The 14,696-nt window shown below is 68.3% G+C and carries 13 protein-coding genes; 2 read left to right on the top strand and 11 right to left on the bottom strand.

Features of this window, described 5'->3' with window-relative positions; all coding sequences use genetic code 11:
* Positions 1-85 precede the first annotated feature (85 nt).
* A complete protein-coding gene (locus BT264_RS24670; RefSeq protein ID WP_072441443.1) occupies positions 86-1,831 on the top strand; it encodes a cyclic peptide export ABC transporter in 1,746 nt (581 codons plus the stop codon).
* A gap of 179 nt (positions 1,832-2,010) precedes the next feature.
* On the opposite strand, the gene BT264_RS24665 is transcribed toward BT264_RS24670, so the two are convergent.
* From BT264_RS24665 to BT264_RS24615, 11 genes are all read right to left on the bottom strand, one after another.
* Positions 2,011-3,033, bottom strand: coding sequence for an ABC transporter substrate-binding protein (locus BT264_RS24665; RefSeq protein WP_072441445.1), 1,023 nt, complete (start codon positions 3,031-3,033; stop codon positions 2,011-2,013).
* Complete coding sequence (gene fhuF, locus BT264_RS24660) at positions 3,030-3,830, bottom strand: siderophore-iron reductase FhuF (RefSeq protein WP_072441448.1); 801 nt, start codon at positions 3,828-3,830, stop codon at positions 3,030-3,032. Before fhuF ends, BT264_RS24665 begins: the two co-directional genes overlap by 4 nt.
* A complete protein-coding gene (fhuB, locus tag BT264_RS24655; RefSeq protein ID WP_072441451.1) occupies positions 3,827-5,917 on the bottom strand; it encodes a Fe(3+)-hydroxamate ABC transporter permease FhuB in 2,091 nt (696 codons plus the stop codon). Before fhuB ends, fhuF begins: the two co-directional genes overlap by 4 nt.
* Positions 5,914-6,762 (bottom strand): ABC transporter ATP-binding protein, encoded by an 849-nt coding sequence (locus BT264_RS24650; protein WP_072441454.1) that lies wholly within the window; start codon positions 6,760-6,762, stop codon positions 5,914-5,916. Before BT264_RS24650 ends, fhuB begins: the two co-directional genes overlap by 4 nt.
* Positions 6,752-7,771, bottom strand: coding sequence for a TauD/TfdA family dioxygenase (locus tag BT264_RS24645; RefSeq protein ID WP_072441457.1), 1,020 nt, complete (start codon positions 7,769-7,771; stop codon positions 6,752-6,754). Before BT264_RS24645 ends, BT264_RS24650 begins: the two co-directional genes overlap by 11 nt.
* A gap of 44 nt (positions 7,772-7,815) precedes the next feature.
* Positions 7,816-8,058 (bottom strand): MbtH family protein, encoded by a 243-nt coding sequence (locus BT264_RS24640; RefSeq protein ID WP_047900635.1) that lies wholly within the window; start codon positions 8,056-8,058, stop codon positions 7,816-7,818.
* Between the two features lie 88 nt (positions 8,059-8,146).
* Positions 8,147-8,815, bottom strand: a complete 669-nt coding sequence (locus BT264_RS24635) for an RNA polymerase factor sigma-70 (RefSeq protein ID WP_072441460.1) — start codon at positions 8,813-8,815, stop codon at positions 8,147-8,149.
* 166 nt (positions 8,816-8,981) lie between these two features.
* On the bottom strand, positions 8,982-10,004 hold the full coding sequence (locus BT264_RS24630; protein WP_072441463.1) for a fimbrial protein: 1,023 nt from the start codon (positions 10,002-10,004) through the stop codon (positions 8,982-8,984).
* Positions 10,001-10,747, bottom strand: a complete 747-nt coding sequence (locus BT264_RS24625) for a fimbrial biogenesis chaperone (RefSeq protein WP_072441753.1) — start codon at positions 10,745-10,747, stop codon at positions 10,001-10,003. The genes BT264_RS24630 and BT264_RS24625 overlap by 4 nt, the downstream gene beginning before the upstream one ends.
* 16 nt (positions 10,748-10,763) lie before the next feature.
* Positions 10,764-13,217 (bottom strand): fimbria/pilus outer membrane usher protein, encoded by a 2,454-nt coding sequence (locus BT264_RS24620; RefSeq protein ID WP_072441466.1) that lies wholly within the window; start codon positions 13,215-13,217, stop codon positions 10,764-10,766.
* Positions 13,218-13,339: 122 nt separating this feature from the next.
* Positions 13,340-13,852: a fimbrial protein gene (locus BT264_RS24615; RefSeq protein ID WP_034184132.1), complete on the bottom strand. Its 513-nt coding sequence runs from the start codon at positions 13,850-13,852 to the stop codon at positions 13,340-13,342.
* A 594-nt stretch (positions 13,853-14,446) separates the two neighbouring features.
* Here BT264_RS24615 and BT264_RS39325 point away from each other — a divergent pair.
* Positions 14,447-14,599 carry a hypothetical protein gene (locus tag BT264_RS39325; RefSeq protein ID WP_177318401.1) on the top strand — a complete coding sequence of 51 codons (153 nt, stop codon included), beginning with the start codon at positions 14,447-14,449 and terminating at the stop codon, positions 14,597-14,599.
* Positions 14,600-14,696: the final 97 nt, after the last annotated feature.

Here is a 14,696-nt window from a genome sequence, read left to right as displayed (position 1 = left end):
CGGAACGGGCGCACGTCGCCCGCCGCTTTCACGTCACCTTTCCGTTTCCGCGTATTCGCGTGCCTTCCCTTTACCGACGTTGCCGATGACAGCTGCCCACGAGCCTTCTTCCCCGCCGTCCCTCGACGCCTCGCCCGCCCGCCCCGCGGCGCGCCTGATCCTCGCGCTGCTGCGCGAAAGCCGTACGTCGCTCGCGCTGGCGCTTACTGCATGCGTGCTGAACGGCGTCGCGAGCGTGCTGCTCGTCGCGACGCTGAACCGCGCGCTCGCGCAGCCGGGCGCCGCCGATGCATCGCTCGCGTGGCGCTTCGCGCTGTGCGCGGTAATCGCGCTCGTCACGCGGATCGTGTCGGGCACGCTGTTCGCGCGCCTGTCGCAGGACACGATGGCGCGGCTGCGCGTGCATCTCGCGCGGCGCGTCGGCGCGGCCGAGCTGCGCGACATCGAGCGGATCGGCGCCGCGCCCGTGCAGTCGGTGCTGACCGACGACGCGACCAACGTGTCGATGCTGTTCTTCGCGCTGCCGAACCTGGTCATGCACGGCTCGATCGTATTCGGCTGCCTCGGCTATCTCGCGTGGCTGTCGTGGCCCGTGTGCGTGCTGGCGCTGGCCGCGATCATCGCCGGCTCGCTCGGTTATCACACCGGCGACCGCCGCGCGATCGCGTCGCTCGAGGCGGCCGGCCAGGCGCAGGACCGCCTGTTCGGTTATCTCGGCTCGCTGTTTTCCGGCGCAAAGGAACTGAAGCTGCACGATGCGCGCGCGCGCCAGTTCGTCGACGGCCAGCTCGGCGCCGCGATCGGCGAAGTGCGCGACCACCGCCGCCGCGCGTTCAGCGCGTACGCGGTCGGCGTCGGCTGGATCATCTTCCTGTTCTACGTATTCCTTGGCGTGGCGTCGTTCTGGCCGCAACTCGGCGTGCATGCCGATCCGGGCGCGGCGGCCGGCTACGTCGTCGTGTTCCTGTTCATGCTCGTGCCGCTCGACGGGCTCCTGAACAACCTGCCGACCGTCAACGCGGCACGCGTGTCGCTCACGCGGATCGAGGGCGTGATGGCCGAATTCGGCGCGCTGCGCACGGTGCCGCCCGCGGCCGACGCGCCCGACGTACCGCCGGCCGGCGCCGTCACGTTGCGCGGCGTCACGCACGCGTATTTCCACGAGCGCGACGAACGGATGTTCAGCATCGGGCCGATCGATCTGACGATCAAGCCGGGCGAGCTCGTGTTCATCGTCGGTGGCAACGGCAGCGGCAAGACGACGCTCGCGAAGGTGCTGACCGGGCTCTACGAGCCCGAGGAAGGCTCGATCGAGGTCGACGGCCGCACGATCGGCTGGCGCGAGCGGGCAGCGTATCGGCAGCGCTTCAGCGCGGTGTTCAACGATTTCCACCTGTTCGATGCGCTGCTCGGCATCGTCGATCCCGACGATCCGGCCCGTGCGCAGGCCGATGCGCGGGCGAACGCACTCGTCGCGAAGCTGGCGCTCGACCACAAGGTGAAAGTCGTCGACGGTGCATTCTCGACCCGCGCGCTGTCGACCGGCCAGCGCAAGCGGCTCGCGCTCGTCGTCGCGTATCTGGAAGACCGGCCGTTCTACCTGTTCGACGAATGGGCGGCCGACCAGGATCCGTCGTTCAAGGCCGTGTTCTACGAGCAGCTGCTGCCCGAGCTGCGCGCGCGCGGCAAGGCCGTGATCGTGATCACGCACGACGACCGCTATTTCGACCTCGCCGACCGGCTGCTGAAGCTCGACAACGGGCGCATCGTCAGCGACACGATGCCGGCGCGTTTGCGTGCTCGGGACGGTGTCGACGCGCTGAGCGCGTAAGCCATTCATCGATAGATCGCCGACGCGCGGCAATGCCACCGCGTCGGCGATGTTCGGTCAAGAAGGGAATGTATTGTCGACGCATGGCTGAAAGGGAAAGCCGAGACTATCCACCCTCATGCCGATGACAGCGCCACGTCCGTCAAAGCGGCGTTATCCGCCGACAAACCGCCGCGCGCTCAACGCGCGGCCGGCAGTTTCAACATCGTATCGGTCATCACGTCGGCCAGCTTCAGCGCCGACATCGGCCCGCCGAACCCCCAGATATTGCGTTCGATGAGCGCGATCCGGCGGTCGCGCAGCGCGGGCACGAAGCGCCACACCGGCGAATCGAGTTTCGCCGACAGCGGCACGTCCATCCCCGACGCGGTCACGAACAGCACGGCCAGGTCGCGCTGCGTGAGCAGGTCGGCCGACGTCACGTACAGCGTGCCTTCCCGCGTCGGTTTCTTCGGCCACGGATCGAGCCCGAGCGCACGCGCGAGACCCGCCGACGTGCTGTTGCCCGTATAGGCCCAGTAACGGTCGGGCAAGCCGAGATCCTGCAGCAGCGCGATGCGTTCGCCCTTGCGGCCCGCAGCCGCGAGCCTCGCCGCATTGCGCGCGATCCCCGCATCGAGTTGCGCATCGACCGCCTGCGCGCGCGCGTCGCGCCCCGTCACCGCACCGATCGTCCGGAAGATCTGCCGCATCCAGTCGAGCTGCGTGACGGGCACGCCGCCGTCGGAAACATTCGGGCTGAACTGGAACAGGATCGTCGGCGCGATCCGGTCGAGCGCGTCGAAGATCGGCGCATGCCGGAAGCCGACGCCGATGATCAGGTCGGGCTTGACCGCCGCGATCGCCTCGAGCCCCGGCTCCTGCCGCGAGCCGATGTCGGTCACGTGCGCGAGCCGGTCGCTCTGGTAGCCGAGCCAGCCCGGATAGAACGCGGTATCGGCCATCCCGACCGGCACGAGGTCGAGCGCGACCACGCTTTCCGCGAACATGAAGTCGAGCGCGACCACGCGCCGCGGTCGCGCGGGCATCTTCGCGCTCGCCTGCGACACGACCGGGTTGCCGGCCAGCGACACGGCGCCCGGCGTGCCGGGTCCGCCGCCGGCAACGGCAACCGCACCGGCCGACACGGAAAACACGCCGCAGCACGCGGCACCGAGCGCGGCGAGTGCGCCCAACGCGTGCCGGCGGCCGGCATGCGTCACCGGATCGCGTCCTGCCCGGCCAGCGCCGCGTCGTCCATCGTCAATAGCAGGGGGCAGCTTCCACACAGTTGCGTTTCTCCAGGAATTTCGTAGCGCAGGCAGCATACGCGGCGCGCGCGAAACGGCGTCGGCAGCAGCGGCGAGCGCGGCACGGCGTCGCGCACCGGCATGCGCAGCGGATTCGGTTCGCACGCGAAGCACGTCGAGCCGAACAGCCAGCCCGCGTCGCGCACGGGATCGGCCGCGCAAGGCAGCGAACGGCAGGTGTCGAGCAGATAGTCGAGCAGATTGCCCGCGTTGCTCCACAGCACGCGCGGCGTGACGCGGCCCATCGCCGCGAGCAGATCGATCACCGCGCCGAGATGCTCGACGAGCCCCGCATAGCGCGGCGCGGGATCGTCGCACGGCGCGCCGAGCGCGTCCGCCGCGAAATACAGCGCGGCGGGCATCCCGTCGTCGAGCGCGACGAACGTGCGTTCGGGCGCCATGTCGAGCGGCCGGCCGAGCGTCAGCGCGGCGACGACGCCGGCCGGCGCCGCACGGCCGAAATAGTATTTGCTCCATTGCGAGATCAGCGCGCGCGCATGCCGTGCCGGATCGCCGCCGTAGTGACGGACCATCGCGTCGAGCACGGCCTCGCGATGCGAGGGCAACGCGCTGACGGGCACGACGATGCGGCCCGGTGCGTGTGCGTCGTCGGGCATGCCGAGCCAGACGACGTCGAGATGTTCGGCGAACGGTTCGGGCGCGAACGCCGAGAAGCGCGTGGCCCGCGCGCCGTCGAACGACGGCGTCATCGCCCGGCGCGCCGGGCGCGGCGCCCCTCGAGGATCAGCAGCCCGAGCAGGTACGGCGCGCCGATCAGCGCGGTCAGCACGCCGGCCGGCACTTCGCGCGGCGCGACGACCGTGCGCGCCGCGAGATCCGCGACGCCGAGGATCAGCGCGCCGCACGCGGCCGCGAGCCACAGCCGCGTGCGATGCCGGCGCGCGCCGAGCATCGTCGCGACGTGCGGCGCCATCAACCCGATGAAACCGACCGGCCCGACCGCCGCAACGGCCGCGCACGCGGCGAGCGTCGCGATCGTCAGCGCGAGCGGCCGCAGCGCGGCCACCGGCAGGCCGAGCGCGGCCGCCTGGTCGTCGCCGAGCGCGAGCATGTCGAGCGGTCGCGCGAGCCAAGCGAACACGGGCACCGCAAGCACGCACCACGGCAGCAGCATCGACACCTCGCCCCAGCTGCGGCCATAGGTACCGCCGACGAGCCACACGACGAAGCGCGCGGGCTGCACGCTTTGCTGCGTGATCAGCCATTGCGCGAGCGTCGTCCATAGCGCGCCGATCACGATACCGGTCAACGCAACCGCGAGCGGCGCATAACGATGCCGGTGATTCAGCGCGAGCGTGATCGCGAGCGACAGTCCGCCGCCAATCAGCGTGGCCGCCGCGAGCGTCACGTGACCCATCAACGGCCACGTCGACAATGCGAACAACGTGACGAGCCCCGCGCCCTGCGTGACGCCGAGCACTTCGGGGCCCGCGAGCGGATTGCGCACGACGCTCTGCATCGCGACGCCGCTCACGGCCAGCAGCGCGCCCGCGAGCAGCGCGCACAGCAGGCGCGGCATGCGCAGGCCGATCAGCATTCGCGCGAGCGCATCCTGGCCGGACAGCGCGGCGGACCAGCGCGCGGGCGACAGCCACTCGGGGCCGGCCGACACGCCGACCCACACCACCAGCGCGCCGACCACGACGAACAGCGCCGTGCGCAGCGGCCAGCCGAGCCGTTCGAGCCAGCCGACGAGCCGAGTCGAGCCGCCGCCCGCCGCACGTTCCGCGTCCGCGTGCAGCACGCCCGACCACGCGGCGCCGCGCCGGACCATCGCGAGCATCAGCGGCGTGCCGACCAGCGCGATCGCGACGCCGGTCGACAGTGTCGCGTCGAGTCCCGACGCGAGCACCGCGCTGTCGGTGACGAGCACGAGCGCGCCGCCGGCGAGCGCCGACAGCGGCACCAGCACGCCGAGCCGCGCCGCGCGCGCACCGCGCACCTGGCGCAGCAGGTTCGGCGCGACGAGGCCGACATACGACAGCGGGCCCGCGATGCTGACGGCCACGCTCGTGAACGCGACCGCGACGAGCGTCGCGGCGAGCCGCGTCGCATCGACGCGCACGCCGGCCGCGGCCGCCGCGTCGTCGCCGAGCGTGAGCGGGTTCAGCGGCCGGATCACGAACGGCAGCGCGACCAGCGGCACGACGAGCCAGCGCGCGGCGAGCGCGAGGCCCGTCGCGCCCGGCTGGTACAGGCTGCCGTTGGTCCACAGCGCGGCGCCCGCGATGTTCTGCTCGAAGAACGCGAGCACGAGCGTCGACAGCGCCGCGAACAGCAGCATGCACACGCTGCCCGCGAGCACGAGCCGCAACGGCGTCGCGCGCCAGCCGCCGGCCGCGACGATCGCGACTGCAGCGGCGGCCAGCCCGCACCCGAACAGCAGCGGCACCGATGCGACGCCCGCCAGTGCCGGCACGAGCATCGCCGCGAGCAGGCCGAGCTGCGCGCCGCCCGTCACGCCGAGCAGGTCGGGCGACGCGAGCGGATTGCGCGTGAGCGACTGGAACAGCGCACCCGCGATGCCGAGGCAGCCGCCCGCGACGAGCGCGGCCGCGACACGCGGCAGGTTGAGGTCGAACAGGAACACGTGCGCGAGCGCGGCGGCGTCGCTGCCGGGCGCCGCCGCCCACCACACGCGTAAATCGGGTGCGACGCGCAGCGCCGCGAGTATCGCGATCAGCGCGACGAGGCCGATCGCAATCGTGCCGGCCCGGCCGGTGGCCGCCCCCTTCCCCGTCGCCGCGAGGCGCTTGCGCATCGCGAACGTCGTCATACGGCGAGATCCCGATCGAAGACGCCGGCCGCCTGCAGCGTACCGACGCTCGACGGCCCGTAGGCCGGCACGCACATCGGCGCGCCCGTCTGCGGATGCGCGAGCTTCAGCATCTCGACGCCGAACGCCGCGCGCAGCCGCGCCGGATCGAGCATCGCGTCGGGCGAGCCCTGCGCGACGAGGCGGCCCGCGCGCATCAGCACGATCTCGTCGCTGTACGCGGCCGCCTGGTTCAGGTCGTGCAGCACCCACACGATCGTCAGCCCGCGCGCGCGGTTCAGCGCGCGCAGCGCATCGAGGATGTCGAGCTGGTGATGGATGTCGAGATAGGTGGTCGGCTCGTCGAGCAGCACGATCGGCGCCTGCTGCGCGAGCGCCATCGCGATCCACGCGCGCTGGCGTTCGCCGCCCGACAGCGCGCCGACGTCGCGGCCCGCATCGTCCGCAAGGCCGCTGGTCTCGAGCGCCTCGTCGATCGCTGCATGGTCGGCGCGCGACAGGCCGCGCAGGAAGCCGCCGTACGCATAGCGCCCGTACGCGACGAGTTCGCGCACCGTGAGGCCCGACGGAATCTGGTTGAACTGCGCGAGCATCGTCAGCTCGCGCGCGAGCGCGCGACGGCGAAACGACGCGAGCGGCTTGCCGTTCACTTCGACATGGCCGGCACGTGCGGGCTGCAGGCCCGCGAGCGTGCGCAGCAGCGTGCTCTTGCCGCAGCCGTTCGGCCCGCACAGCGCGGTCACGCGGCCGGCCGCGATCGACAGGTCCAGCCCGTCGATCACGACATGGTCGCGATAACCCACCGTCAATCCGCGCGCGGCAAGCGCGGCGGTACTACGCGTCATCGGTCCTCCGTTCGGTCGCGCGCGGGACCGTGTAACTCTGCGCCATCGCGACGACGACCTTGCGCGGCCCCTCGAACGGGTCGCGCGCATGCGCGGTCAACATGTTGTCGAGCATCAGCACGTCGCCCGTGCGCCACGGGAACACGATGCGCTGCTGGTCGAGCACGCCGCGGATCTGCGCGAGCGCATCGGCCTCGAGCGGCTCGCCGTCGCCGTAGTACACGTTACGCGGCACGTTCTCGAGCCCGACCGCATCGACGAGCGCTTCCTGCATGTCGTCGTCGAGCGCGGACAGATGAAACAGGTTCGCCTGGTTGAACCACACGCGGTCGCCGGTGCGCGGATGGCGCGCGACGGCCTGGCAGCGTTCGCGCGTGCGCAGCAGCAGTTCGCCGTCGTCGTCGGTGCGCCATGCGCATTCGATGCCGCGCGCCGCGCACATCCGCTCGACCTCGGCCGGCTCGTCGGTGCCGAACGACTGCTGCCACGGCAGGTCGAGCCCCTGCCCGAAATTGCGCACGTACAGCAGCTCGCGCCGCTCGAAACGCGCGATCAGCGCCGGATCGAGCGCGCGATACACGGCGCGGCTGTCCGCGATCGGCGTCGCACCGCCCTTCGGCGCCGCGAGCGCGCAGTGGAACCAGATCCGCAGCGGCCATTCGCGCGTATACGACTGCTCGTTGTGCAGCGGAATCGCGCGGTGCGGCGGGTATTCGGTCGACGTGTAGACCGCGCCTTCGACCTGGCTGCGCGGCGTCGACGCGTATTCATAGCCGATCAGCGGATCGCCGAACGATGCCGCGAACTGCTGGAACGCATCGATCGACGGCACGTGAAAGCCCGTGAACAGCACGCCGCCCGCCCGTTCGAGCGTGTCGGCGGCGATCTCGCGCGCCAGCGGCGCGACTTCGTCGATCGACATGCCGTCGCTGCCGCGCGGCGACACGACGGTGGGCAGCCCCGGCTCGATACGCAGGTCGTCGAGCGTCGGCAACGAAAGCAGGGTCATGCAACGTCCTCTTCAGGTGGCGCGCCGGGTCGCGGCGCTGCGGGTCACGATGCGCGCGTCGCGCGCTCGCCGTCCATTGCGCGGCGCAGGCTCGCGGGGCGCATGTCGGTCCAGACGGTCTCGATGTGCGCGAGACAGTCGGCCTTCGGGCCGCTCACGCCGACCTCGCGCCAGCCGGCCGGCACGGGCCGGAACGTCGGCCAGATCGAATACTGTTCTTCGTCGTTGATGACGACCGTGTAGACGAGATCGTCGGTGTCGGCGGAAGGCGTCGTGGCTTGCGTCATGATCGGAAAAAAGCAGGAGACGGTTGAAGGATGCGAAGCGGCGGATTGCGCCGCTCCTGTCTGATAGACGATTGGCCGGCGCGTTTTTTTACCGCCGCCGCGCACGGCCGCCCAGGAACACCGGGCACGCGACGCCGCGATGGCACGCGTCGAGGCATTCCGCGCAGTGGCGCTCCGCGTCGCGCACCATGAAATGCACGAGCGTCTGCGATACGTTCAGCGCGCGCGCCGCGGTCTGCAGCGTCTCCTCGCGCAGCCGCACCATCTCGAAGGCAGCGCGGCTGCGCGCCGGCAGGTCGTCGAGCGCGGCCCATACGCGCCGCAGCGTATCGCGCGTCATCAGCGCGGCTTCGGGCGTCGGCTCCGGCGACGGCACGTCGAAGCCGTCGTCCTCTTCCGTGTGATAGACATTTTCGAGGCTCTGCCGGCGGCACGCGTCGATCGACGCATTGCGCACCATCCGCGTCACGTACGCGACCGGCTGGCGCACCGCGTCCTGGTTCGGGAATTCGACGAGCTTCACGAATACGTCGTGCACGACGTCCTCGGCACGGCTCGCGCAGCCGACGAAGCCGCGCGCGACATTGACGAGCATCGCGCGATGCGAAATCAGCACGTCGAGCAGCGCGCCCTGCGCGCGGGGCGCCGCGGCACGGCGCGCACGCGGCGCGGCGCGCGACGGCAGGTCCGGATAACTGCCGAGGAACGGGTTCGCCGTTGCCGCCGCGGGTCGGTCGAGCACTTCCGCCATCGCCATCGATCTGCTCCGTCAAATTCTGAGATAGCGCAATTTAACGTAAACGCAAATCATTCTCAATCCCATTACCGGATACCCCTTCCGGTTGTCGGGATTTGTCTGAACAATTGACGGAATCGTTGTTCGAGCGAACGCGATCGTGCGATGCCGGCCGCGCATGCATGCGTCAATAGATAAACAACCGAATCGTCGCCGTCGCATCGAATCGCCCGATCTTCGGCGGCCCGAACGACTTCAGCACCGCGTCCATCAGCACGCTCTGATTCATCACGTTCGACGGAAACTGCGTCAGCGTGAACTGTTCGTTGAACGGAATCGCCTTGCCCTGGCTGTCTTCGATGCCGATGCCGAAATTGCTGTCCTTCGCCGGTACCAGCAAACCGTTCCGAACCGGATAGCTCGTTTCGAAGTACCCGTCGACGCGCACCGCGACGTTGCATTTCTTGGTCAGCGACAACGAGAATCGCTTGCGCGGCACCGCAGGCAGGAAGCCGTTGCCGACCGCCTGCACCTGTCCGAAATTGACGATGCCCGGTTCGGGCGTCACGAGCACGTCGACGAAGCACGGCGTCGGCTTGAGGTTGCGCAGGCCGCTCAGGCGGTACTGGAAACTCGTGCCGAATGCATTCAGCCCGAACTCGCCGTCGAACTGGAACACCGTATAGATATCGCTCGGCGGCTGGACCCAGTTGCCCTTCTTGCGCACGACGACCTGATAGTCGATGCTGATGCGCGTCTGCTGGCAACGCCCGCGGTCGAAGTCGTACCTGCTGCACGGCGGCACCGAATATCCGGTAAACACCCCGCCGCCGCGATTGCTGGTCTTGTCGAAATAGTCGACGCCCTTGTAGCGGATGCCGATCTCGAGCCCCCATGCGGCAGGGTTCGTGCGATTCGGATTCGCGTAGAAATAAATGTTGTCGACGACCTTCAGGCTGCCGTCGTCACCCAGGTCCTTGTAGCAGTACCCCGACGTCGTGCGCACCGGCGACACCCAGATCACGTAGCCGTCCGGCGCGTCGGTCGGATACGACGCAACACCGCCGATCGGCTCGGTCAACGAAGTCGCGCCGCTGTTGGTCAGGCAGCGCAGTGCCCACGCAGGCTGCACGGCCGCGACCAGCAGCACGAGCACGATCCAGCGCAACCATGCCGCCGGCGATTCCCGATCACGCATTCCCCCGTTCATTTCTTCACGCTCTTGCAAGCACCCGCGTCGCACGCATACTCGACCGCCACCTGGCCGCCGTAATCGTCGATATGCGTGACGAACAGCGTCGACGGCGTCGCGGCCTTGAACGGCACGTCGGCCGTGCTCATCGGGCTCACCATCACCGGCTCGATCGGCACCGGCGTCTTCTGCGCGCCCGAGCTCACGTCGACCACCGTCACGTGATACGGCGTCGGGTTGTCGAACACCAGCTTGTGTGCGGCTGCGTCCACGCGCAGCGTCATCGGCAGCGTCCAGTCCTCGTCGCGCGCGGGCTGCACGGCCTTCGGCCGGTAGAACAGCTTCATCTGCGTATGCAGCGCGATCTGCAGCGTGTTCGGCGTATCGGTCTTCGGCGGCACTTCGCGGATGTTCAGGTAGAACACCGATTCGCGATCGGCCGGCAGTTCGGCGCCCGGCAGCTTCGCGATCCGCAGCACGTTGCGCTCGTTCGCCTCGACGCGCTGCAGCGGCGGCACGACCATCAGCGGCGACGTGATCTTGTTGCCCTTCGCGTCCTCGAGCCACGACTGCACGAGATACGGATACGCCGTGCTCTTGTTCGTGATCGTGACGATCGCGGCCTGCTCGCCTTCGTTGAAGATCACGCGCGTGCGGTCCGGCACGATCGCCGCATGCGCGGCGCCCGCGAGCAGCACGCCGGCGGTCGCGAGCGCGCACGACGCGCGGCGCGGGAAGGAAAGGGAAAGAGAGTTTTTCATCGCAGGATCCGTGGATTCATCGTTCGACCCGTGCGGCCGCTGCATGCGACTCGCCGGGCGTCTGGCACGTCACCGGAATCGGCGTGCCTTCGAGTTGGAGCTGGTTCGGCAGCGCATCGACCGTGCAGAGCGTGCGTTCGCCCGCGCGCACCGCGAGCGACGACTTCGGCTGAACCTGCGTCAGGAACGCCGCACCGCCCTCGCCGACGATGCCGAGCTCCTTGCCGTTCGCCGCGTCCTGCACCGACGCACCGAACGGCAGCGGCTTGCCGGCCGGGTCGGTCAGCGTCAGGTACAGGTTGCTGCCGCGCGCGGCGGAGAACTTCACGAAGCCGATCGCGCCGTCGGTCAGCACCATCCGCTGGATCGGGTTCGTCACCTGCACTTCGAGCGGCAGCTTCTCGACGTTGACGGTCGCGTCGTACACGTTGTACGGCGAGATGCCGTCGAGCACCGCATAGCCGCGCGAATCGGTATGCGTGAGCGTGCCGGACAGCGGCACGTCGGGCACGCCGTCGGTCGACACCAGCAGCCGCGTATCGCCCGCGTTGCCGTTCGCGTGCGCGGACACGCCGTACTGCGTCGCGACGAACGAACCGTCGACCTCGAGCGACGCCGCCGCATACGCATTGGCGAGCGTCGACGCCTGCGCCGTGAGCTGGTACGCCGACGCGCGCTGGCGGAAGCTCGCGTTCGCCGATGCGCGGCCGTCGGTCGCGCCAGCGTTGACCTGGTAGGTGCGGCCCTCCGGATCGTCGTAGATGTAGCCCGCGTTCACGCTCGTGCTGCCGCTGCCTGTCGTCAGGTTCGACGTGACGGTGTGGCGGCCGCCGATCGGCAGCGTCGCGGTGATCGAAAACTGGTTGCCGCTCGCGCCCGCGCTCTGCGTGCGAAATGCCGACACGCTGACGTTCAGGTTGCGCAGCGCGCCGACCGAGAACGCACGCGTCAACGTGAGGCCGACGCGCTGCTCGGACGAGCGCGCCCAGTAGGTCGTCTGGTCGTACGAGAAATAGGTCGACGTGTCGCCGAAACGCTTCGACATCGTCGCCGAGTAGCGCTGCTTGCTGTTCGCGAGGCCGTACGCGGTCGGGTCGCCCGTGAACTGCGCGAAGTTCGTGTAGTCGCGTTCGGAGAAGCGGTAGCCGAAGAAGCGCACGTCGGCGTCGAGCCCGTCGAAGTGCTTCGAATAGTTGACGCGGTACGAGTTGCCGTTGCGCGTCGCGCCGTTCCACCACAGGCGCGCCCGCGCATGCGTGACGTCGGCCGACACCGCGCCGAACGCGCCGAAATCGCGGCCGACGCCGAGCGCGATCGACGTATAGCCCGATGCGGCGATGAAGCCGCCGTACACCGTGACGTCGAACGGCAGGCCGTACGCGATTTCGCCGAAGCCGAAGAACGGCGTGATGCCGGCGCCGCCGAACAGGCGCGGCTTGCCGACGGCGGCCTTGTAGCGCAACTGCCCGGTGCGCGCGAGAAACGGCACGGCGGCCGTCGTCACCTGGAAGCGCTGCACGCTGCCGTCCTCTTCCTCGACCGCGACGTCGAGCGTGCCCTGCACGCTCGTGTTGATGTTCTGCAGCGCGAACGCGCCCGGCGACACGCGCGTCACGTACAGCACGCGGCCCGCCTGCGACACGGTCACGGTCGCGTTGGTGCGCGCGACGCCCGCTATCAGCGGCGCATAACCGCGCAGCGAAGGCGGCAGCATGCGGTCGTCGCTGCGGATCGACGCGCCCGTCAGCGCGAACGTGTCGAAAATGTCGGAGCTCAGGTAGTCGTCGCCGAACGTCACCGTCGACTGGATCGACGGCAGCGCGCGAAACGCGTAAAGCCGGCTGAAGCGAAACGTGCGGTCCGCGTACGCCGTGTTGCCCACGTTCGACTGCGCCTGGTAGTCGCCGCGAAAGCGCCATGCATCCCAGTTCGCGCCGATCGTCCCGTAGGCCTGGATCGAATTCGTCTGCCCGCCGCCCGCACCGAAGTTGCGGTTCGTGTTCGCGATCACGCGATAGTCGAGCATCGCGCCGGGAATCCCTTCGGACCAGCGCTCCGGCGGCAGGTAGGTCGAATCGGTGAATTCGAGCGCGGCCTGCGGAATCGTGATCTTGAGCCGCCCATCGCTCTTCAGGTAACGCACGGTCGCCCCCTCGATCGCGCCGAGGTCGACGCAACGTCCGCCCTGGAAGCGCGGCAGGTCCTTCGCGAGCGACGGCTTCAGCCCGAACTGCGCGACGAGCTCCGGCCGCAGGCACGGCTTGCCCGCCCCGGACGCGTCGACGGCGACGAACTCGATCGCCTGCAGCCCGTAGAACAGGTCGTTGACCTGCACATCGAGCATGTACTCGCCCGGCAGCGTGAAGTCGGCCTGCGAGAACTGCGACAGGTCGACATTGCTCGTTCCGTCGATGTCGAGAAACGACGCATTGAATTCCGTCGCATGGCTCTGGCTGCCGACGACCAGCACGCAGACGCAAAGGAAGGAATGTCTGATTCGCACGCGGCGCTACCGGAAGTCCGAGGAGAAGGAAACAGGAAGGAAAGAAGAAGGAGGAAGGGATGCACGCCCCCCTCCTCCGATACGGACGCTTACTGGTAGCGGACCGTGAAGTTCGCGACGCCGTCGGCGGTACCCGGCGTCACGCCGGCTGCCGTCGCTTCGTACATCGCTGCGAAGCGTGCGATGTTCGTGCCGTTTTGCAGCACGGTCGGGGCCTTCTGCTCGGCGCCGTTGTCGAGGTATTCGCCCGACGCGGCCTGCAGGCGGATGCCGACGTTGGTTGCCGAACCGATCGTGGCGAGCAGCTTCGGCTGACCCGCGCTCGACGTGCCCGTGAACGTGAAGTACGCGTTCTGCGCGATGCTCGTGTCGCAGTCGGTCAGCTTGATGTCGAAGTTGGTCGGCGTGGACTTGTCGCCAGCCTGCTTGAACACGTTGGTCGGCACCTTGCCGAGGTTCACGGTCTGGTTGACCGAGCCCGAATCGATGCCGCATGCGCCCGCGACGATCTCGCCCGTGAAGTTGATCGTGCCGGTGCCCGCTGCGAAGGCCGAGGTCGACAGGGCCGCGAGTGCGACAGCGGTCAGGAGGGATTTTTTCATGACGTTTTCCGTGAGAATTGCAAAGGGAATGGACGACGTGGCGGATACAAAAGGCAGCGTGTGGTTGGCTCCCGTCCGTCACGAGGCGGCATTATCGAGATAATCGCGAAAGTTTTTTGTAAATCATTGTCAAATGCCTCTGACAATGTTCGATTTACACTCGCCAAATTCCACTCCCTCCCGACAAACCTTCAATCCATCCGATTTATCTCGAAGTTCTTTTTTGCTCAACGGAACCGATTGAAGATTAACGATATTTTTCCTCGATACCCCCAATAATCGCCCTTATCCTTGCTGGCATTGGCTCACGTCGGACTCAATCCGAAAAAGACAAAACATTGTCCAATGCCGCCATCGTTGCCGGACGGCAACACCCATATCAAATCATTTTCAACTGACAGGAAATTAACCCCGACTCTCACCAACCCTGATTTATTGCGCAAACGATTGCGAGACTAATACAAACGTTTTACCGCGACATTTTGCCGCCCTCATTAATTCCAATACACGAATTAATCCGACCGTCAATTACCGATCGAGAATCAGGCATTTGCGCGGCCGTCGGCACGCGATGTGCGGGTCCGAATGGACGAGATGAAAAAGGAAGATGCGCGGCGCACGTTTGCGCCGGGTGGCGACGCGATCAGCCGCCGGATGCGGGCCGTTCCGGAAGATGCCCTTCCGCACTGCCACGGGATGAAAAACGGCCTGGATGACTTGCCCGGCAGCGGAAGCCAACGCCGATAGCGATCGGCGATGCAACGGGCAACGATGTCGATCGAGACGGCGACCGCACGTCGAATCGTGCGGCCGCCGTCTCGTTGCCCGGCGCGCTGCGGCGTCA

The organism is Burkholderia sp. NFPP32 (genome assembly GCF_900119325.1).
In the GTDB taxonomy this organism is placed as follows: Bacteria; Pseudomonadota; Gammaproteobacteria; order Burkholderiales; family Burkholderiaceae; genus Burkholderia; species Burkholderia pyrrocinia_C.
The sequence above is the reverse complement of the archived record's forward strand: the minus strand, read 5'-3'. Positions and strand labels throughout refer to the sequence as shown.

Bases quoted from the DNA above. Each gene is read 5' to 3' on its own strand.
- BT264_RS24625 (WP_072441753.1), bottom strand. From the start codon at position 10,747: ATGAAAAACTCTCTTTCCCTTTCCTTCCCGCGCCGCGCGTCGTGCGCG.
- BT264_RS39325 (WP_177318401.1), top strand. From the start codon at position 14,447: ATGAAAAAGGAAGATGCGCGGCGCACGTTTGCGCCGGGTGGCGACGCG.
- BT264_RS24630 (WP_072441463.1), bottom strand. From the start codon at position 10,004: ATGAACGGGGGAATGCGTGATCGGGAATCGCCGGCGGCATGGTTGCGC.
- BT264_RS24635 (WP_072441460.1), bottom strand. From the start codon at position 8,815: ATGGCGATGGCGGAAGTGCTCGACCGACCCGCGGCGGCAACGGCGAAC.
- BT264_RS24650 (WP_072441454.1), bottom strand. From the start codon at position 6,762: ATGACGCGTAGTACCGCCGCGCTTGCCGCGCGCGGATTGACGGTGGGT.
- fhuF (WP_072441448.1), bottom strand. From the start codon at position 3,830: ATGACGCCGTCGTTCGACGGCGCGCGGGCCACGCGCTTCTCGGCGTTC.
- BT264_RS24645 (WP_072441457.1), bottom strand. From the start codon at position 7,771: ATGACCCTGCTTTCGTTGCCGACGCTCGACGACCTGCGTATCGAGCCG.
- fhuB (WP_072441451.1), bottom strand. From the start codon at position 5,917: ATGACGACGTTCGCGATGCGCAAGCGCCTCGCGGCGACGGGGAAGGGG.
- BT264_RS24670 (WP_072441443.1), top strand. From the start codon at position 86: ATGACAGCTGCCCACGAGCCTTCTTCCCCGCCGTCCCTCGACGCCTCG.
- BT264_RS24615 (WP_034184132.1), bottom strand. From the start codon at position 13,852: ATGAAAAAATCCCTCCTGACCGCTGTCGCACTCGCGGCCCTGTCGACC.
- BT264_RS24640 (WP_047900635.1), bottom strand. From the start codon at position 8,058: ATGACGCAAGCCACGACGCCTTCCGCCGACACCGACGATCTCGTCTAC.